The organism is Acinetobacter junii (assembly GCF_018336855.1).
In the GTDB taxonomy this organism is placed as follows: Bacteria; Pseudomonadota; Gammaproteobacteria; order Pseudomonadales; family Moraxellaceae; genus Acinetobacter; species Acinetobacter junii.
Window position 1 is genome coordinate 2,316,041 of the sequence record NZ_CP059558.1, and the last position, 21,005, is coordinate 2,337,045.

Consider the following 21,005-nt stretch of genomic DNA (forward strand, 5'->3'; position numbering starts at 1 on the left):
GCTGAGTTTTGTCATTTTATTTAATTGACCATCAATTAAAATCAGATGTCATAAAACAAAAAACCAGCCGAAGCTGGTTTAAAGATTTCTTTGTTAACTTAGAATTTAGGATCGCGCATTTGAACGAGCGTATTGTTTGCTTTTACTAAAGTATCAGTCATTTTCCCAAGTACTGCTGGAATTAAACTTTCTGCCATTTGTGCTGCTTGTAATCCAAGTTTCTCACCAAATGTCGGACGTTTGCGAGTATTGATCACGTATATATCATGTTTTGGTAACAAGCTAAGTAAATACTCATCCGAAGTCTGTAACTTATCCACCAAATTTAATGCGAGAGCATCTTCACCATACCAATGCTCACCTGTTGCCACTTTTGAAATATCTAATTGAGGACGATATTTTTCAACAAAGTGCTTGAACAAAGAATGCGTTTGCTGCAACTCTTCTTCGAACTTTGCTTTGCCTTCAGGTGTGTTTTCTCCGAACATTGTCACAGTACGCTTGTACTCACCAGCAGTATACAATTCAAAATCAACGTTATGTTGTTTTAAAAGACGGTTGAAGTTTGGAACCTGTGCAACCACACCAATTGAACCGACCACAGCAAATGGTGCTGTAATGATTTCATTGGCAATACAAGCCATCATATAGCCACCGCTTGCAGCTACTTTGTCTACACAGATCGTCACATTAAAACCCGCATCACGTAAACGAACTAACTGAGCAGCAGCCAAACCATAACCGTGTACCATTCCACCAGGACTTTCTAAACGAACTACAACGCGGTCGTGCCCTGCTTTTGCGGTTGCTAGAATAAGGGTAATTTCCTCACGAATCGTATCTACAGCAGAGGCTTGTACATCACCTTTGAAATCGAGCACATAAATTTTCTGATCATTTTTTTTACGAATTTTCGCTTCTTTTGCAAGCTGTTGCACCAGTTGTAAAAGTTCCAAACGAGATGCTGTTGTTTGCGCAATTCTTTTTCTTTGCTCATTCACGCGCGCATTTAAATGACTTATACGAATCTCAGCAGGAAATTTAGGTAAATGGAATAACATAAAATAAGTGCTCTTAAGTTCGGCTTTTATCCGTCTAAGATGTGGTCAGTTGAGTTAAAATTCAATAGTGATTTTGAAAAATAGATTCTTTTTCATCTGCCTATACAAAAAAAGAGCCCGAAGGCTCTTCTTTTCACTGTAAAAATATCAACCGAAACGACCTGTAATATATGCTTCAGTTAATTGATGATCTGGCTGAGTAAATACTTTCTCAGTTGAGTTCACTTCAATCAAATCACCTAAATGGAAGTAAGCAGTACGATCAGATACACGAGCTGCTTGTTGCATTGAGTGCGTTACAATGGCAATCGTATATTGTTCAGAAAGTTCAGAAATTAATTCTTCAATCTTCGCTGTTGCAATTGGATCAAGTGCTGAACACGGCTCATCCATTAAAATAACTTCAGGGCTTACTGCGATTGTACGTGCAATACATAAACGTTGTTGCTGACCACCTGACAAACCTGTTCCTGGCTGACTCAAACGATCTTTAACTTCTTCCCACAGACCAGCTTTACGTAAACTGTTTTCAACGATTTCTTCCAAATCGTATTTATCACGAGCTAAGCCATGTAGCTTAGGACCATAAGCTACGTTATCGAAAATTGATTTAGGAAATGGATTCGGTTTTTGGAATACCATACCAACTTGCGCACGTAGTAGAACCACATCAAGATTTGGATCATAAATATCTTGATTATCTAGAGTAACTTTACCTGTTACGCGACAAGTATCAATCGTATCATTCATGCGATTCAAAGTACGCAAGAAAGTCGATTTACCACATCCTGATGGACCAATAAAAGCAATCACTTCATTTTGATAGATATCAAGATCAATACCTTTAATCGCTTCAGTTTCACCATAGTAAACATGAACATCTTTGGTCGTGATTTTTACTTCATTGGTTTTAGGCTTTTTGTTTGATGAAGCCGTTTCAAACTGAGAAACAAAAGCAGTATTAGATTGCTGAACTTGTGCTTCAGATGAATTCGATTCTGTTTGCTGTGGATTCACTGACTTATCCTTTTCTAATGCGTTCATAATTTCAATCGTATTCATTGTACTCTCCTCAATTACCAACGCACTTCAAATTTCTTACGTAGCCAAATAGCAAGGCTGTTTAAACCAATCATCAATGCTAGAAGCACAATAATCGCTGCTGCTGTACGTCCTTCAAAGAAGTTACGTAGTTCATTACCTTGCCACAAATATACTTGTACAGGCAATGCTGTTGCTTGATCAAGAGGCGTTGTCGGAACACTCGCTACAAAGGCACTCATACCAATTAAAAGTAATGGCGCTGTTTCACCTAAAGCATGTGCTACACCAATAATCGAACCCGTCATAATGCCAGGAAGCGCGAGTGGCAATACATGATGGAAGACCGTTTGTACTTTCGATGCGCCTAAACCTAATGCAGCTTGACGGATAGATGGTGGTACTGCCTTCAATGATGCACGTGTAGTAATGATTACAGTTGGTAATGTCATTAGACTTAAAACCAAACCACCCACTAACGGAGCTGAAAGTGGCAGTTGCATCCATCCGATAAAGATAGCAGCACCTAACAAACCAAACACAATCGAAGGAACAGCAGCCAAGTTATTAATATTTACTTCGATGATGTCTGTCATCATATTTTTCGGCGCAAACTCTTCCAAGTAAATGGCACTTGCAACCCCAATTGGAATAGAGATCACGATCACGATGAGCATCATGAACAATGAACCCATGAATGCTCCTGCCAAACCACTGATTGCAGGAGAACTACGAGAGTCAGGGCTAACAAATAAGTTGGTATTAAACGTACTTTCAATGATCCCTTTTGCTTCTAATTGATCAGCGAGTTGACGTACTTCTGGATCAAGTTGTTGCTGATCATCAGGCAATGAACGATCAATATTTCCAGATAACCATACATCGACATTGGCATCTGCCAAGAATTTAAGTTCTTGCTTAGTGCCAATTAATGCTGGATTTGCAAGAACCATATCACGTAAACGGTATGCTTCAGAGCTAGTATACATACCAGTCAAATAATCACGTTGCGACTCAAGTGCTGGGTCTTTAGCAACAATACCATTTACGATTAATGCATCCCAATCCACCATACCCATTTCAGTTTGCCAAGCAACAAAGCGCTCTTCAAAATGAGCTGGCGACTCACCCGCAGTTGGTTTTGGTTTCTGTCCTGCATTAATGATCGTAGGATCAAAATAAACAGGAACTGTCATACTACTCTGCCAGAAAGCTGGTAAGCCTCTCGCTAAAATACTTCCGAATAGTAAAGCAACAAATGCCAAACCAATCACGACTGCAGAAAAACCTCCCAAACGGAACATTTTTTCTTTGCGATGACGTTTTGCCAACGAGCTTTGGATAACTTTTTTGCGCTGTTCACGTTGTTCAGCAGCCACTTGAGGATCAAACGCATTTGGATCCAAAGGAGATGTCTTTGATGAACTCATTCGTATTGCTCACGATATTTGCGCACGATATACAGTGCAATAATGTTTAGACCCAAAGTAATCACAAACAACGTTAAACCTAGGGCAAATGCAACCAAAGCTTGTGGGCTTGCGAAATCTGTATCGCCAGTTAACTGTTTTACAATCGTTACCGTCACTGTTGAAACAGCTTCTAATGGGTTTGCATGCAGTAATGGGCTATTCCCTGCTGCGAGTACCACAATCATGGTCTCACCAACAGCACGAGAAACAGCAAGTAAAAATGCGCCTGTAATACCAGGAAGTGCGGCAGGTAAAACAACTTGTCTAATCGTTTCAGATTTTGTTGCACCCAAACCTAAAGAACCATCACGGAGTGAACGTGGAACTTGAGTAATGATGTCATCTGATAATGATGATACGAATGGGATAATCATAATTCCCATAACAAAGCCAGCAGTCAAAGCACTTGTCGCATTGATATTAATACCGACACTTTCACCTACCATTTTGAAGAATGGTCCGATGACCATGAGTGCAAATACACCGTAAACAATAGTAGGAATACCTGCTAATACTTCAATAATTGGTTTTGCCCAAGCACGCAGCTTTGGAGATGCATATTCTGCCAAGTAAATTGCAATCATTAAGCCAATCGGAACCGCAACAAGTAATGCGATACCACTGACCATTAATGTCCCCCAAAGTAATGGCAAAATACCATAACTGCCTTCAGCATTTCCTGTTGTGCTGAAACCTGGGTTCCATTCTGTACCGAAGAAGAAATCAGTAGGACTGACAAATTTAAAGAAATGTAATGCTTCTGTCAGCATCGAAAGAACGATACCAATAGTTGTTAAAATCGCAACACCAGAACATAGAATCAAGGCAACGTTAATTGTTTTTTCAACCTGATTTCGTGCACGATATTGCTCACTAACTTTACGCTTTGCCCAAACTAAACCAGCTAACGCGACACTGATAACTACAGCTAACTTAGCAAAAGTCCCAATCGTTTGAAATTTTGCTAATTGTTGTGCAGCAGCAACTTCATAAGCCGCAGCTTGATCCGTGACACCAAAACCTGAAGCAATGGCTTGAACACGATCAATTAATACATCACGCCCTGCTTCATCTAAAGTTGCACTGACGGATGCTGGGATATTATTAAAAATAATATGTTGTAAAACACTCGGCTCAACCAAGTTCCAAATTATCAAAATTAAAAAAGCAGGAATACCACACCACAAGGCAACCAAAGCCCCGTAATACACAGGACGAGAATGTAGTGCTACTGAGTTATTCCCCTTACCTGCTAGGTTACGGCTTTTGCTCAGCCCGATTTGATATGCGATTGCCACAAGGGCTAATAACACACCGATAAGTAGCAGATTCATGTAATCTCCACTGTTTTCTCAATTTTCATCATTTGAAAAAACTTAGCTAGACAAAAAGGCCGATGAACCTAAGTCTCACCAGCCTCCGTTATTAAGTAAACTTATTTAACTGTTTTACCAGCTTTAAAATCAGCAAGGATTTTTGCACGTTCTTTGTCATTCAATGCGATCAAACCAGCTTTTTCTAACTTAGAGCCTTTACCAGATACTTTCTTGTTTAAGAAGTATTCTACGTATTGTGGTAAACCTTTGATTGACTTCAAGTGTTCGCCTTTCACATAGAAGAACAATGGGCGAGAAACTGGGTACTGACCACTTAAAATTGTCTTCTCAGAAGGAACAACGTTGTTTACAGTTGCAACACGTAACTTGTCACGGTTCAAGTCATAGAAGCCAAGACCAAATACACCTACAGCGCTTGGTGAAGTCTTTAAGCGAGCAAGAGTTTCTGTATAGTCACCAGCGATTTCGATTACGCGACCATCTTTACGGAATGTAGAGCACGCTTTTTTCTGAGCTTCTTTATCTAAGTTTTTGAAGTAATCATAAGCTTCACAACCTGCTTCAACCATTTTCTCTTGGAATACTTCACGAGTACCGTGGTTAGATGCAGGAATAACCAAAGTAATCGGCTCATTTGGTAAAGATTTATCAATTTGGTTCCAAGTTGTATATGGGTTTGGAACTAATTTACCATTTGAAGGTAATTGAGCAGATAATGCTGTGAATACGTGATAAGGTTTTAATTTATAAGCAGCTTTTTTTACATTTGATGCAAATACGATACCGTCATAACCAATTTTGATTTCTTGGATTTGGTTTACGCCAGCTTTTTTACATGCAGCGATTTCAGTATCTTTGATAGCACGTGAAGAGTTCGCGATATCAATTGTGTTGTCGCCAACACCTTGACAGAATTGTTTCAAACCACCTGAAGAACCGCCTGAACCAACAACTGGTGCTTTGAATTGTGGGAAAGTATTACCAAATTCTTCTGCAACAATACTTGCATAAGGTAATACAGTTGATGAACCAGCAATTTGAATCGTATCACGAGCTGCGTTAGCAGTTCCTGCTACAGTTGCCCCAGATACAGCTAATGCAAGTGCGATATAACGTGGATTTAAGCGCATTCTGTCTTCTCTCATTTATACAATTTGATTTACAACTCTTTTAACTTCAAGTGTTGTACTTTGGTTAACTGCATTTTGATCAGATAATATGACAAATAGGTTACAACTTTGTGACGCTTTGATGATAATTGATATGATGTGTGAAAATTAATTAAATATCTTTAAATATCAATTACATATATAAATAATTTTATCGTTAAAAAATTGATATTTTCAGCAGAGCTGCAATATTTCATTGAATTATTACATCCTCTGCTCGATTTTTAAAGGAAATACGCATCCATTAATTGAAAAAATATTGTGACTAAGATTTAAAGCATTTTTTCCACAGCAAAATAGTATGACAATTTTATTAATTCAAATATGGTCTAAAAACCAAACAATTCCAACATTTTTGAATTTAAAAGTATGTTTTCAGATTTCTTTAAACTCATCGAATGATCAAAAAATAGTACATTTAAATAAAGACTGTGTTCTAAAAAAATCAACAATCTATTCAGTTTATTGAAATTTCTTAGAACGGTGTATTGATCTATATTCATTTGAAATGAATAGAAAGCTGAGATCATGAATACCAAAACCATTGCGACATTTAACCCAGATTTACCGATCCATATGACCTTTCCTGAGCATGACTGGCACTTGCTTTCCCAACACTGGTATCCAATTGCCTTAGCACGTGATATTACAGAACAGCCAACTGCTACAATGCTATTGGATATGCCATTAGTAATTTATAAAATAGCCGATCAAGTTATTGTTGCAAAGGATACTTGTCCTCACCGTGGTGTTCCTCTAAGTCTAGGGCGCAATGATGGTCTTGGAGTAGTTTGTCGCTATCATGGTTTACGTTTTGGCAAAGATGGAAAATGTAATCGAATTCCTGCGCACCCACAGCATAAAATATCGGATCGCTTCCATTTAAAAACATATGCCTCTACTGAAAAATATGGGTTGATCTGGTGTTGCTTAACCGCTCCGTTAAATGAAAAACCCAATATTCCACATATGCCCTATTGGGATGATTCAAATTTCCAACAACTGGTTTGTCCATTTGTAGATTTAAATTGTTTTGCTGGTCGTCAGCTAGAAGGCTTCATTGATGTGGCTCATTTTGCTTGGGTACATCCTGATACTTTTGGTGATCCCGACAATGTTGAAGTTCCTGATTACATCACAACCGAGACCAATTATGGTTTTGATGCAGACTATCTCAGCAGTGTTGGTCGCTATCCAATTGGGATTGACCAACGTGGCAAAGAAGGTTTTCAATGGCTAAGACATTTCGAAATCAGTCTTCCTTTCACTGCAACACTAACGATCCATTTTCCCCACAATAGTAAGCAAGTAATTATGAATGCAGCGAGTCCTGTATCTGCTCGTCAAACGCGCTTATTTGCTCCAATCTGTCGGAATTATGATAAAGATCTCCCTGTTGAAGATGCTTATAAATTTAACTTAGCGATATTTGAAGAAGACAGACTAATTGTCGAGACACAAAAACCTGAATATCTTCCATTAGATCTCACTATGGAAGCTCATTTTCCAGCCGATCGCAGTTCAAGCATGTATCGAAAACTATTGCGAAAAATGGGATTCAGTCCAATTTTTGCAGCTTAATATTACTTTATATAAATTTATAAATAAAAAAGAGGTCTTTCAAAGACCTCTTTTTTATTGGCATATCAAATTAAATTGCAATTAATCGATCGCAGGAACATAAGTACCAGCAACGATTGCATCTTTAATACGATCAGCTTCTGCAAGCACAAGCGCAAGAAGATTTTGAACGTTTTCAAGTGTTGCAACTGGACTTAAAGTTGTCATTTTCAATGATTGAACCTGACCAACTTTAGTCACACCAATATTCGCCTCACCACGTGCAAATAATTCATCTGCAACGTTTTGGTTCAAACTATCGATAAACTCAGTTGGATAACCTTCTGGAACAACACGGAACAGAACAGAAGCAAATTGTGGTTCAACCAACAATTCTAGACCTGCAGTTGCTTTGATATAGTCTGCAACTTCACGTGTTAATTTCACACCATGGTCGATCATTGAACCATAAAGCTCTTCACCTAATGCTTCAACCGTCATCCACAATTTCAATGCATCAAAACGACGAGTCGTTTGCAATGATTTAGACACAAGGTTAGGTACACCATGCTCTTCATCATAAGCAGAGTTTAAATACTCAGCTTCATAATGCATAAAGCGATAGTTAGCCTCGTCTTTCAACAAGAAAGCGCCACAACTAATGCTTTGGAAATAATGCTTATGGAAATCAAGTGTGATTGAGTCTGACAATTCAATTCCATCAAGCATTGCACGATGATCATTAGAAAGAATCAGCGCACCACCCCAAGCAGCATCAATATGCATCCAAGAACCAAATTTATTGGTAATTTCACGGATTTTCTTGAGTGGATCGATTGCACCAGCATCTGTCGTACCCGCTGTAGCAACAACACAAGCAACGATTTTGCCTTCAGACTGAAGATGCGCCATGGTTTTTTCGAGTGCATCGACATCCATTTGCGCATTTTCATTGACAGGAACCGTCACGACTGACTGGAAGCCCATCCCCATCATTGCCATGTTCTTTTGCACAGAGAAGTGTGCATTTTCAGAACAAATGACTTTGACGTTTTTCATCGCTTCTGCAGGAATACCATCACGCTGAACAGACCATGGATTACCATTTTCATCTTTCCAGTTTTTTGAGATACACCAGTCACGTGCAAGCAATACACCCATCAAGTTAGACTGTGTTCCACCTGAAGTGAATACACCTGCTTGACCTGCGCCATAGCCCACTTTTTGGCGTAACCAATCAATAAGCTGAACTTCCATCAATGAACCCGCTGGGCTTTGATCCCATGAATCCATAGATTGGTTCGTTGCATTGATTAACACTTCCGCAATTTGGCTCATCACCATCGTTGGGCAATGCAAATGTGCAAGTGAGTGTGGATGATGTACTTTTAAACTTTTGTTGAGGAAAAGCTCAACCATACGTTGTAATGATTGTTGTACACCAAAACCTTCTTTTGATGGATTAAAAGAAATTGCTGCACGCAAATCTTTAATACTTCCACCTGTGTACATTTTATCATTTTGCAACCATGCTGAAACGGCTTTAACCGCTTCGCCCATTGCTGACTGATAGTCAGCAATGGATTGTGCATCATTGCAGAGTAACGCTTTACGATGTTCTGCAAAATCAACCATGGATTAGCCTCGTACTGCTTTTAAAGCTTCTGCAATCGCTTTTTTGAAGCGTGCAACTACTTCAACACATTCGTCTTGATTGATGATAAGTGGGCAAAGTAAACGAATTACAGTACCGTTACGACCACCTTTCTCAAGTAAAAGTTTATTGTTGAAACAAGCGGTTTGAATTGCCGCAGCTAATTGTGCATCAGCAGGAAGTGAACCCATATGGTCAGCTAGTTTACGCTCATCAACGATTTCAACGCCGATCATCAAACCACGACCACGGACATTACCGATACATGGGAATTCTTGAGCTAACTTTTTGAATTCAGCTTGTAAGAAATCACCACGCTCTTGCGCGTTTTGAGCTAGGTTTTGTTCAGAAATAGTTTTTAGAACCATTAAACCTGTACCCATTGCCAACTGGTTGCCACGGAAAGTACCCGTGTGACCTGCTGGCTGCCAAGCGTCAAACTTACGCTTAATACCAAGCACTGCTAATGGTAAACCACCACCTACAGCTTTTGACATCACCACAACATCAGGCTCGATACCTGCATGTTCAAAGGCAAACATTTTACCTGAACGTGCAAAACCAGCTTGAACTTCGTCCAAAATTAAAACGATGTTGTGCTTTTCAGTCACTTCACGAATTTTTTGTAACCACTTAACAGGTGCAGTTACGACACCGCCTTCACCTTGAATTGCTTCAAGAATCACAGCAGCAGGTTTCGTTACACCACTTTCAACGTCTTCGATGAAATTTTCAAAGAAGTAAGTCAAAGCATCAACACCCGCTTCACCACCTAAACCAAGTGGGCAACGATATTCATGTGGATATGGCATAAACTGAACGCCAGGCATAAGACCATTCACGGCATTTTTAGCACTCAAGTTACCTGTCATAGACAGTGAACCATGAGTCATACCGTGGTATCCACCTGAAAAACTGATCACAGAACTACGGCCAGTATATGTTTTAGCAAGTTTAATCGCCGCTTCTGTAGCATCTGCACCAGATGGTCCACAGAACTGTAAGCAATATTCTTCTTTACCGCCTGGCAAGTAAGCCAAAAGTGCTTCAGTAAAAGCATCTTTTAAAGGAGTCGTTAAGTCTAAAGTATGCAAAGGCAAGCCACTTGCCAATGTATCTTGAATACTTTGAATCACCGCAGGATGATTATGACCTAAAGCCAATGTTCCTGCCCCAGCTAAACAGTCGAGGTATTGAGTACCCTCAACATCTGTAACCCAGCAGCCCTGTGCTTTCGCTATCGCTAACGGTAATTTACGTGGATAACTACGAACATTTGATTCCATCTGACTTTGGCGAGTCAAATAATATTCGTTGGATGCATTAGCGGCAGGGTTTACGGAAGTAACGCTCATATCGAATTACCATCTCTGATATGGGTAAAAGAAATAAGTCTGGTGACTTGCGGTCGTTTGACTCGGTGCTTTTTAGAATCTAGTGCAGACAAAATGTTTTATATCTTTCAACTAGGTGCGAGATGATACCTAATTTTGAAATAAAATAAACTCTTTTTATGCCTGACATTCATCTAATATTATTGAAAAAATGTTTCTTTCAATTAACTATGATGAATTATCATCATACTATGTGACAAGCGAAAGAAAGTATGCTTTTTTTATCTACATATTAATTTTTAGATAAATGGTCAAAATCACCATCATAACTATTTATTATTTAAATATTTTTATTTTATTTTCTTATTGCAAAACATCTCAAATTTATTACAAAGACACCACAAAATCTGCAGAAGTTCAACATCAGTTCTTTTTAATATGAAAGTTGTAAAAATAATTTGTTAATCGTCACTTTAAGGAAAAATTTATGCGTACTTTAGCACTCGCTTCGATGATGTTAGGTGCAGCTCTCAGTTCAAGCGCATTTGCCCAAGATTCCAACCAATTAAACTATAATATCGTCAATATCCAAGCTGATGCATCACGCCAAGTTGCCAATGATCAAATGCAGGCAGTTCTGTACATCGAAAAGAGTCATAAGCAACCTGCAGAACTCTCAAATCAAATCAATCAACTGATGAATCAAGCTCAAGCTCTTTCTCGGAAATATCCTCAAGTCAAAGTCGAAACGGGTGCTCAAAGCACTTACCCTGTTTATGACAATGACAACAATAAATTAAAAGAATGGCGTGCCCGTGCAGAAATCCAGTTAGAAAGTAAGGACTTCAAGGCGGCAAGTCAGTTAATCAGTGAACTGCAACAAAATTTTCAAACTCAATCTATTAACTTTACCGTATCTGATGAGCAACGAAAGAAAGTTGAAAATGAGTTAATGATTGAGGCTTCTAAAAACTTCCAACAGCGTGCTCAATCAATCACGCAAGCTTGGAACAAAGCACAATATAATCTTGTCAGTTTAAATTTAAATACGAGCAATTATTTCCCTCAACCCATGATGCGTGGTGGAGTTGCAAAATTTGCAATGGCAGAAGCTGCTCCTGCTCAAGATATGGCTGCGGGTGAGTCAAAAATTATCGTAAATGCTAATGGTTCGATTCAATTCAAATAATTTGAATGGGCATAAATACAAGAAAAGGCATGTAATATGCCTTTTCTTCACTCTATCTCAGCTAAATTTTGTAAAGAATCCCACGCAGCTTTAGCCAACATTTCCCGATAAATTTTCGGATTAGTATCAACCTTTTCAAATAACCAAGCACGGCAATAGTTTTCTGTTGCACCAATAACTAAAGACATCATCAACTCTGCAGGGGCTGATTTCAATAAAGATGCTTCAGAATACTGTGAAATGTAGTTGCGTAGCGTTTTATTTCTGAGCTTATTCTTTTCAATTAGAACCGAACGGTGTTCACCTTTCATCACACTGTAATGTGCAAGTAATAAAAATTTAGCGAACTCTGGCTGATCAGCAACCCAATCAACATAACTATAAATCAAGCTATAGATCAGTTCTTTTAAAGATTGCGTCTGCTCTAAGTATTGATCTCTTAATCTTGATTGATCATCTAAAGCTGCAAACACTAAAGCAGCAATCACACCCTCTTTATTTTTGAAATGATGATAGATCCCTCCTACACTGCTGTCTGAACGTTCTCTAATCATCTCAATGCTAGTGGCATCTAATCCAAATTCTAAAAAACACGATAACGCATCAAATAATATTTGACGCTTTAACAAAGATCTTCGTTGTGGATACAACCTTTCTAATAATTGTTGAGCCGTTTGCATATTCAATTTGAGTTCACCGATTGTCGGAACTATTGTGAATGACTTGACCATAACTTGTAAACAGAATTATATTCCGTAAAAGAATTAAATTCTGTTTTCCATCAAGGTAATTTAACATGGCTTCAACTCTAGAATTGTGGAACAAAGCTTCTGCTTTACCCGCAGGCAAATGGACATTTACACGCATGCTTTGCCTAAAAGCACCATATTTCAGTAGTATTTCTCCGCTATTTGAAGAACTAAAGCCGAATTCGTGCAAAATTTCGATTAAGAAAAAACGTTCAGTGCTCAACCATATAGGAACTGTACACGCGATCGCGATGTGTAATATGGCTGAACTTGCTGGAGGAACAATGACAGAAGTTACCGTTCCTGCAACACATCGTTGGATTCCTAAAGGAATGACTGTTGAATATTTGAAAAAAGCAGAAACTGATTTGATCGCAATTGCCTCACCTGTTGAACAAAATTATGATTGGGATAAAGCAGGTGAATATCTTGTCAATGTCGATGTTTTCGACAAAGCAAATGAAAAAGTTTTCCACGCAAAAATTACAATGTGGATTTCTAAAAAGAAATAAAAAAAGCCCCGATATAAAAATATATCGGGGCTTTTTTTGAATCAGGGATTACTTTTTAAAAGGTAATGCATATTTGAAGATACGTCCCACAACTTCGCCAAATTGCTTTACAAAGCTTGCGTTGTTGTAATTCAAACCATATTTTTTACAAACCGCTTCAACTTTTGGTGCGATTTCACGGTAACGGCGTGCTGGAATATCAGGAAATAAATGGTGCTCAATTTGATGACTCAAATGACCCGTCAAAATATGAAAAGCCTCAGATCCTGTTAAATTCGAAGAACCGCGAATTTGTCGCATATACCAATGACCACGGCTTTCATTTTGTAGAACTGCTTTAGGGAAAACTTCAGCATCTTTAGTAAAATGTCCGCAGAAAATAATACTAAATGTCCAGATATTACGAAGACCATTGGCAACAAGATTACCCGTGAAAACAGGAATCGCCGATGGACCCGCGATCAATGGAAAAAACACATAATCTTTAAACAGTTGCTTCGCGATTTTCTTTTGCACAGGTTTCCATTCCTGCTTAAACTCGTCCATGGTCTTACGCTTGTAGACAACTTTACCTAATTCAAGATTTTGAATCGCAACACCCCATTGGAACAATAAGCTAAATGGCACGATATAAATTGGTTGAATTAAAGTAAATTTAGTCCAACGTTGTTCTGGAAATAAACGAAATACACCATAGCCTACATCATCATCCATTCCCTTAACATTGGTATAAGTATGATGTTTATAATTATGAGTTTGACGCCAGTTATCCGACGTCCCAACTGTATCCCACTCGTAGGTTTGACCGTTAAATTTTGGATCATTCATCCAGTCATATTGTCCATGCATCACATTATGACCCAATTCCATATTTTCCATGATTTTGGCATAGCCTAATAAGCCAGTACCTAATATCCAAGCTGGTGGAAACCATCCAGCAAAGAGTAATGCACGACCTAAGAAACTACTATATCGAATAGAAGCATAAACTCGACGAATATACTTCGCGTCTTTCTCGCCTAAATCATTCAGTACTTCTTGTTTGATTTGGTCTAATTCACGGGCAAAAGCATCTAACTCAGCAGCAGTTAAATCACGGTTTTTTGGATTTTTAAAATATTGAACTTTAACAGGCATGTTCATAATCTTTATCTCTCTTATAGATCAATCACAAGATCTGATTGAGCTGAATTCACACAAATTTTTAATAACTGAGTCGGTTCTTGATTTGCAGCACCATTCAGCAAGTTCTTTGTCGCACCTTGGGCTTTAGTACAGGCACATTTGTTGCAAATTCCCATACGACAACCATGATTTGGCTTGATACCTTGCTGTTCTAAGCTCGATAAAATGGACTGACCTTTAGGAATGGCGACTGTTTTATTGGACTTAGTCAACGTGACATTAATGAAGCCAATATCTGTTTGCTCAGCACTAAATTGACTTAAGCTAAAAGCCTCAGTCTGTACGACGGCAGCCTCAGCAAATAAAGATTCTGCTGTTGAAGCAAATCCTGAGGGACCACATGCGTAAACGGTAATTTCATTTAACGCACCCAAAGTTTCGACATGATTTTGGTTTAGGCGTTGATCTTGTTCTTGGGTATAGAAAATCTGATAACTGAAATTTGGAAAGTTTTCTGCGATCTCTTTTAAATAATCTGTGTATGCAGCGTCCTGATGAGTTTTGACCCAGTACATAAGTTGTACAGGTGTTTTGTTCAATTGCTTGGTCTGACTCAAACTTTCGATCAAGCTTAACATCGGTGTAATACCACTGCCCGCAGCGAGTAAAAGTAACTTTGGTGTCTGAATACTCTGTTGCATATCACCATATGGTTGTCCCAAACGAAGGATATCTCCAACTTGGCTTTTTTCGACCAACCATGAACTGACCAAACCTTGATCAACTTTTTTGACTGTTAGGCACAGATGATCAGCATCTAACTGCATCAGACTATATGTCCGTTCGTAATGACGACCTGCAATTTCAACCGTTACAGGATGGTGTTGCCCTGCGAGTCCACGTGCTACATGACGATTACATTCTAAAATAAGGCTAACTGTATCTTTTGCTACAACTTGTTTTTTTACGACACGTGCTAGGGACTGATTGATTGACCATAAAGGGTTAACTTTTTGCAACCAAAAATCAGCATCGTGATGTGCTATTACGCTTTGAACCAATGAATTAAATAATGAAGTTCTCTTTTGGAGTGCTTGCATGATCGGGAACTCTGATCGTTTTTTAATTATTATACATATGTATATATATTTGTATATACACTCGTATAAAAATTTACATTTCACAAGTCTTTGTACAACAGCTATAATCCTGACTAGCTAACTTATATTTTGAAAACAATGGTTCATTCTTCTTTTTTACCGCTTGGCAATGACACAGTAAATGAACAAGATGTCATCCAAATGAAATCTCAAGTACGTTCGGTTGGTAGAAAAGCAACGATTACGCGTGAGGAATTGTTCCAAGCCACCTTAAATTTGATCGGTCCTCAAAAAAGTATCGCCTCTCTTAGTCTGCGTGAGATAGCCCGTGAAGCAGGGATTGCACCAAATAGCTTTTATCGTCATTTCAAAGACATTGATGAACTTGCGATTGCATTGATAGACCGCTCTGGTTTGGTATTGCGCCGTATCATTCGTGAAGCTCGACTGCAAGCTTCTAAACAACAAAGTATTATTCGCAGTTCTGTTGAAGTCTTTATCCAGCAATTGGATGCAGATGAAGGCAACTTAAGTTTGTTGTTGCGTGAAGGCTATACAGGTTCAACATCGTACAAAGCTGCTGTTGATCGCCAACTCAATTTTTTCCAACAAGAACTCCAAGAAGATTTAATCCGCTTAGAACAAATGAATAATGGCAAAATTAGTCATGCTGATATTGCCGCGAAAGCGATTACACAACTCGTATTTAATATGGGTGCAAAAGTTATTGAGATACCTGCTGAACAGCGCACCGAAGTTGCTGAACAAACCATGATTATGATTCGTATGATCTTGGAAGGTGCACGTCATTTAGATGAATCAAGTATTCGATAATACTTGTTCATCACTGCACGACAAGCCGCTTCGCCTCATCGGGTGAAATCTCAGTATTAAAGCGAATTTGCTCTTCAATAATTTCTACAGGAATAAATCGAACCTGCACGACTGTCGGATTACTTCGATCATCTGCTGGCATCATCTGATTCAGTTGCTTGATTTGACTGAGCGTAGGTACCGTATCCCCTCGCACGACAACTCGGATTAAGGTGTATTGCTTTTGCTGCTCGAACTGAATAGTGTCGATAATATTATTTTTTTGATTTAGTAATTGCTCAATCGCAGTTTTAGATTTAGTTTCATACATTTGTTTTTGCAACATATGTATGAAATTAGCAGATAAATAAATTGCGAGTATCAAAAGGAAAATTAAGCTGATTGCATTTCTTTTGATAAATTCCAAAACATTACTTTGTACTTGTTCATTTGAACCACGTCTGAAACCTGCAATCCACAACACGAGTGAAGAACTAATCTGAATAGCAACCATGTTGGTTAAAGCCAATAAAAATGCATTTGCTGAATGGCGTAATTCCGCATGGGCTAACAATATGCCACTTGCCACTAATGGTGGAACCAATGCAGTCGCCACAGCAACACCAACCACCGCTACAGATAATCTTGGTGAAATTGAAGCAAACGCTCCTGCTGCGCCGCCTGCTAAGGCAATCATCAAGTCAATTACTGTCGGCTGAGTTCGAGATAAAATTTCACTAGTTAAAGGCATATTGAAGTTAATCAAACCCAATACGACACCAATACTAAAAATCATCACCACGCCCAGTGCTAGGGTTTTCAGAGCGGTTTGTAATAGAATCCACCGATTATCAATAAATGCTAGTGCAATGCCTGAAATGGGCCCCAACATCATTGCAACCAGCATTGCTCCTATTACAACTGCGGCTGAGTCTGCCAGCAATCCATAACCAGCAATCACTGCAGCTAAGGCATTCATAATAAAATACGTTTTGGTTGGCAAAGCATCTGCCTGAATATTTAGTCGTACATGCTTATGATCAATTTTCCTAGAATTTTCTCTTAAGGCTTGTTTATATCTAAGCTTTTCCTTTAAACGTTCTATATGAGCCTGTTCAGGATGATCATTAATGACGATTGTAGGTTTATCTTTTTCATTTTCCATTGTTTTTATACTCATTTCATAAACAGAAATTTCAGGCAAAGTCCTAATTTACTTTTTGGTTGATTATTTAAATCATGCTTAGTTCAACCTTACTCTAACACCATGTAATTACAATAGAAAAAATATTTAAACTCACCATAATTTACAAAAGGGTTAAGAATTAAAACACTCCTTCTGCATAGCGCGGGTTAAGCTGAAACTTGAAATAGATCATTCGTTTAATTCATCAAATTTCACATACAATAATTGAATGAGGTAACTATGAATTCTTCAGCAGCTCTCAAAGTATATACACGTAATAATTTAGATGATTCGATTAAAGAAGCAACGGTCAAAATCCTAAATCAAATTCTTGCGAATCTGATTGATTTATCACTACTTACTAAACAAGCACATTGGAATATGCGTGGTAGTAATTTTATTGCAGTCCATGAAATGTTAGATATGTTCCGCACCTCAATCATTACCCATCTAGACAATGTCGCTGAGCGTGCTGTGCAAATTGGTGGAACAGCATTGGGTACAACCCAAACAGTTGCTGAAAGTTCACATCTTAAACCGTATCCTGTCGCGATTCATGCTGTACAAGACCACTTGAAAGAATTGGCAGATCGTTATGGTGTAGTCGCAAATCATCTACGTGATACGATTGAAGATATTAAAGACCCAATTTCTGAAGATATTATTCATGCAGCTTTAGAAGACTTAGATCAGTATTTATGGTTCTTAGAAGCCAATATTGACCAAAACTAAGTTTAGTTTTTTCAAGACGAAAAAAAGAGGACAATTCAGTCCTCTTTTTTTTCAGCGCTAATTATGGTTTAACCACAACCAGTACCTGAATCGCTTCTGGGGTAACAGAAAGTCCATCAAGTAGTCCTAAACCTTCTTTTTGGAATTTCTGTAAGCGCTCAATTTCATCTTGGCGAATACTTGGATTGAATTGCTTCAGATAAGTTAAACGGTCAATTTCATATTGCCATTTACTACTGTAATGCTCTTTCGCTTGCTGCATCAATTCAGGTAACGATGTTTTAGCAATATCCAAAGCTTGAGCATAACGTGTCTCAATCACATCACGGCGCGCTTTCACCACCTGACGGCAGCTATTACCATCTAAATGGTGCAAGTATGGACGTAAAATACTTGGATCAATCTTGGCAGATAAATCTTGACCATTTTCACTCAATAAAACACGGATCAACTGCTTTGGAAGGCTTGATGGTAAGTTCAGGGCTTTGGGTGCAACCACATCAACCTTGAACCAAACTTCCAACAGAACTGAACCTTGTTTCAATGCATTTGATTTCAACAACGCGACATTGGTACTACCAAATGATTGCGTGCGGATCATTTCCATCACACTTTCAATAAATGGATGCTCAAGTGTCAAATACTGCGCATCTTCACGAATCTGAGCCTGATCACGGTAGAAAGTCGCTGTCATACCTTCTTCGTCTAAGGTCAAACCTTGAACTTGCATTTGATCAGTAGGCTTAATGATTACTGTACCGTTGCTTTGCTCATCAAAATCTATATTGGTAGATGACATAAAACGTTTAACAAACATCGGCAAAGTCGTATTGTCATCATAATCTTCGAGTGCTTGTACAATACCTTGTGCAACCACTGGACGACATGAATTGTACTCTAGCAATCTGTCACGACCAGCTTGTAATTCAGCTTCCAAAGCTTGGCGTTGTACATTCACTTCTTCAAGTAAATCTTCAAAAGTCTGACCTTGATCAGCAAGCAAACAATCTTTTAACTCAACAATAAAGTTCTCTTGCAAGGTTTGCGCAGTTGGAGAGATATTGCTGAAAATATTAAGTGCTTCGTTGTACCAACGGAACATACGCTCTTGAGCGGTGCCTACCAAATATGGCACATGAATTTGGATACGGTTTTCTTGACCAATACGATCTAGTCGACCAATACGCTGTTCGAGCACATCAGGGTTTGCAGGCAAATCAAATAAAATTAAATCGCTGGCAAACTGGAAGTTACGCCCTTCTGAACCAATTTCAGAGCACAGTAAAATTTGAGCACCATAACTATCTTCAGCAAAATATGCGGCGGCTTGGTCACGCTCTAATAAGCTCATGCCTTCATGGAACATTGCTGTACGAATGCCCGCATGTAAACGTAGGGCATTTTCTAAAGCTTCAACGACAGGTCCACTACGTGCGATCAACAATACTTTTTTGTGCTTGAGATCTTTACGCAGTACTTCCATCAACCACGGCACACGAGGATCGGTTTCCATCCAAGAACCATCGAGCTGTCCCTCTTCAGGCCACATTTGCTCTCGCATTTTGCCGTCAAAAGACCAGTCTTCTGGTGCAGGCAATGGTGCAGGTTGACAGTCACGACCTGGGAAACCTTGAATCGCTTCACGCGTGTTACGGAATAAAATACGACCTGTACCATGACGGTCTAGTAACTCATGGATCGCTCGCATACGCTGTTCTGGCTGATCATCAATACGATGACCCAATAAGCCGTCTAGCGCGACCAAATGCTCTTCAGTCAATGCCTCATCAGACATCAATACTTCTGCTATTTTCGCAGTATGCTGATATTGTTCCTCTTCGTCGAGGAAGCGATCTAAACTGCTAAAACGTTGTGGATCCAGCAAACGAAGTCGCGCAAAGTGACTTTCTACACCTAGTTGCTCTGGTGTAGCAGTAAGCAAAAGCACACCTGCTGTTTGTTCAGCGAGTTCTTCTACTAAATCATAACGATCATTACCACCGTCTTCTTCACTCCACATTAAGTGATGTGCTTCATCTACGACGAGTAAGTCAAAGCCAGCTTCTACGGCTTGCTCACGCAAATCTTCATGGTCAACCATCAAATCAACACTAGCAATAATACACTGCTCAGTTAAAAATGGATTGAGATCAGGATCGTGTTCTTTGATCGAAGCAGTACGTGTTAAGTCGAAAAGTGAAAATTGCAAATTGAAACGACGACGCATTTCAATCATCCATTGATACTGTAATGAATCAGGAACCAAAATCAGAATACGTTCTGAGCGACCCGTTTTTAGTTGTTGATGGATGATTAAACCAGCTTCAATGGTTTTACCTAGCCCCACTTCATCTGCTAACAAAACACGTGGGGCAAAACGCTTACCGACTTCGTGAGCGATATAAAGTTGATGTGGAATCAATCCAACACGAGCGCCAAGGAAACCACGTAAAGGACTAGTATGCATTTGCGCTTGTAATAGCATCGCTTCGATCCGAAGGTCATACCATTCTTTGTAATCAATTTGACTAGCAAGCAAACGCTCTAAAGGTTTTGAAAGCTGAATTTGCGCACCAATACGTGTTTCATTCAACGACTTACGTTCTTGCTCGCCATTTTCTAAAGTACGAACAACGTCGTATCGAAGCACTCCATGACGATCTTCGATTGCTTCAACAATCCATTTTGTGCCTTCTTGATCTTGCACTTCATCGTTTACATTGAAAATGATACGAGATAAAGGTGCATTGTTACGTGCATACACACGTGTTTCATCACTTTTGGGGAATAAAATGCTGATAGAACGTTCATCCACATCAATAAGAACGCCTAAACCTAGTTCAGTTTCTGTATCTGATAACCAACGTTGACCAATAGCAAACTGCTGCAATTTTTCCACCTTTATCTCAAGTTAGCCTACATATTGTAGTGCCTAATTCAACGAAGAATTAATGCATTTTATGTAGTTTTC

The 21,005-nt window shown here is 38.9% G+C and carries 17 protein-coding genes; 5 read left to right on the plus strand and 12 right to left on the minus strand.

What is annotated here, in order from left to right; translation table 11 throughout:
- Positions 1 to 98: 98 nt before the first annotated feature.
- From sohB to H2677_RS10855, 5 genes are all read right to left on the minus strand, one after another.
- Positions 99 to 1,061: a protease SohB gene (gene sohB, locus H2677_RS10835; RefSeq protein ID WP_004956285.1), complete on the minus strand. Its 963-nt coding sequence runs from the start codon at positions 1,059 to 1,061 to the stop codon at positions 99 to 101.
- A gap of 147 nt (positions 1,062 to 1,208) precedes the next feature.
- Positions 1,209 to 2,123, minus strand: a complete 915-nt coding sequence (pstB, locus tag H2677_RS10840) for a phosphate ABC transporter ATP-binding protein PstB (protein ID WP_004956284.1) — start codon at positions 2,121 to 2,123, stop codon at positions 1,209 to 1,211.
- Positions 2,124 to 2,137: 14 nt separating this feature from the next.
- Positions 2,138 to 3,532: a phosphate ABC transporter permease PstA gene (pstA, locus tag H2677_RS10845; RefSeq protein WP_212638533.1), complete on the minus strand. Its 1,395-nt coding sequence runs from the start codon at positions 3,530 to 3,532 to the stop codon at positions 2,138 to 2,140.
- Positions 3,529 to 4,908 carry a phosphate ABC transporter permease subunit PstC gene (gene pstC, locus H2677_RS10850; protein ID WP_004912533.1) on the minus strand — a complete coding sequence of 460 codons (1,380 nt, stop codon included), beginning with the start codon at positions 4,906 to 4,908 and terminating at the stop codon, positions 3,529 to 3,531. Before pstC ends, pstA begins: the two co-directional genes overlap by 4 nt.
- A gap of 101 nt (positions 4,909 to 5,009) precedes the next feature.
- Complete coding sequence (locus H2677_RS10855) at positions 5,010 to 6,041, minus strand: substrate-binding domain-containing protein (protein WP_004912535.1); 1,032 nt, start codon at positions 6,039 to 6,041, stop codon at positions 5,010 to 5,012.
- A 567-nt stretch (positions 6,042 to 6,608) separates the two neighbouring features.
- Between H2677_RS10855 and H2677_RS10860 the strand changes: the two genes are divergently transcribed.
- On the plus strand, positions 6,609 to 7,661 hold the full coding sequence (locus H2677_RS10860; protein WP_212638534.1) for an aromatic ring-hydroxylating oxygenase subunit alpha: 1,053 nt from the start codon (positions 6,609 to 6,611) through the stop codon (positions 7,659 to 7,661).
- Between the two features lie 81 nt (positions 7,662 to 7,742).
- Here the strand turns inward: H2677_RS10860 and H2677_RS10865 are convergent, their stop codons facing one another.
- Positions 7,743 to 9,275, minus strand: a complete 1,533-nt coding sequence (locus H2677_RS10865) for a pyridoxal phosphate-dependent decarboxylase family protein (RefSeq protein ID WP_212638535.1) — start codon at positions 9,273 to 9,275, stop codon at positions 7,743 to 7,745.
- A gap of 3 nt (positions 9,276 to 9,278) precedes the next feature.
- Positions 9,279 to 10,649 carry a diaminobutyrate--2-oxoglutarate transaminase gene (locus tag H2677_RS10870; RefSeq protein ID WP_212638536.1) on the minus strand — a complete coding sequence of 457 codons (1,371 nt, stop codon included), beginning with the start codon at positions 10,647 to 10,649 and terminating at the stop codon, positions 9,279 to 9,281.
- A gap of 466 nt (positions 10,650 to 11,115) precedes the next feature.
- Between H2677_RS10870 and H2677_RS10875 the strand changes: the two genes are divergently transcribed.
- Positions 11,116 to 11,817 (plus strand): SIMPL domain-containing protein, encoded by a 702-nt coding sequence (locus tag H2677_RS10875; protein ID WP_004956273.1) that lies wholly within the window; start codon positions 11,116 to 11,118, stop codon positions 11,815 to 11,817.
- Between the two features lie 47 nt (positions 11,818 to 11,864).
- Here the strand turns inward: H2677_RS10875 and H2677_RS10880 are convergent, their stop codons facing one another.
- Positions 11,865 to 12,497: a TetR/AcrR family transcriptional regulator gene (locus tag H2677_RS10880; protein WP_151723098.1), complete on the minus strand. Its 633-nt coding sequence runs from the start codon at positions 12,495 to 12,497 to the stop codon at positions 11,865 to 11,867.
- Between the two features lie 116 nt (positions 12,498 to 12,613).
- On the opposite strand from H2677_RS10880, the gene H2677_RS10885 reads away from it, so the two are divergent.
- The gene (locus H2677_RS10885) at positions 12,614 to 13,078 is read left to right on the plus strand and encodes a hotdog fold domain-containing protein (RefSeq protein WP_004912553.1); all 465 of its coding nucleotides are present in this window, start codon (positions 12,614 to 12,616) and stop codon (positions 13,076 to 13,078) included.
- 48 nt (positions 13,079 to 13,126) lie between these two features.
- On the opposite strand, the gene H2677_RS10890 is transcribed toward H2677_RS10885, so the two are convergent.
- Together H2677_RS10890 and H2677_RS10895 are read right to left on the minus strand one after the other, a co-directional pair.
- Positions 13,127 to 14,221 (minus strand): fatty acid desaturase family protein, encoded by a 1,095-nt coding sequence (locus tag H2677_RS10890; RefSeq protein ID WP_212638537.1) that lies wholly within the window; start codon positions 14,219 to 14,221, stop codon positions 13,127 to 13,129.
- Positions 14,222 to 14,235: 14 nt separating this feature from the next.
- A complete protein-coding gene (locus H2677_RS10895) occupies positions 14,236 to 15,303 on the minus strand; it encodes a ferredoxin reductase (protein ID WP_125272599.1) in 1,068 nt (355 codons plus the stop codon).
- Positions 15,304 to 15,441: 138 nt separating this feature from the next.
- Between H2677_RS10895 and fabR the strand changes: the two genes are divergently transcribed.
- The gene (gene fabR, locus H2677_RS10900; RefSeq protein ID WP_004912559.1) at positions 15,442 to 16,137 is read left to right on the plus strand and encodes an HTH-type transcriptional repressor FabR; all 696 of its coding nucleotides are present in this window, start codon (positions 15,442 to 15,444) and stop codon (positions 16,135 to 16,137) included.
- Positions 16,138 to 16,147: 10 nt separating this feature from the next.
- On the opposite strand, the gene H2677_RS10905 is transcribed toward fabR, so the two are convergent.
- Complete coding sequence (locus H2677_RS10905) at positions 16,148 to 17,281, minus strand: TIGR00341 family protein (protein ID WP_212638538.1); 1,134 nt, start codon at positions 17,279 to 17,281, stop codon at positions 16,148 to 16,150.
- Positions 17,282 to 17,542: 261 nt separating this feature from the next.
- Here H2677_RS10905 and dps point away from each other — a divergent pair, with 261 nt between their 5' ends.
- Positions 17,543 to 18,034, plus strand: coding sequence for a DNA starvation/stationary phase protection protein Dps (dps, locus tag H2677_RS10910; RefSeq protein WP_004912565.1), 492 nt, complete (start codon positions 17,543 to 17,545; stop codon positions 18,032 to 18,034).
- 61 nt (positions 18,035 to 18,095) lie between these two features.
- Here the strand turns inward: dps and rapA are convergent, their stop codons facing one another.
- Complete coding sequence (gene rapA, locus H2677_RS10915; protein ID WP_042891128.1) at positions 18,096 to 20,933, minus strand: RNA polymerase-associated protein RapA; 2,838 nt, start codon at positions 20,931 to 20,933, stop codon at positions 18,096 to 18,098.
- Positions 20,934 to 21,005: the final 72 nt, after the last annotated feature.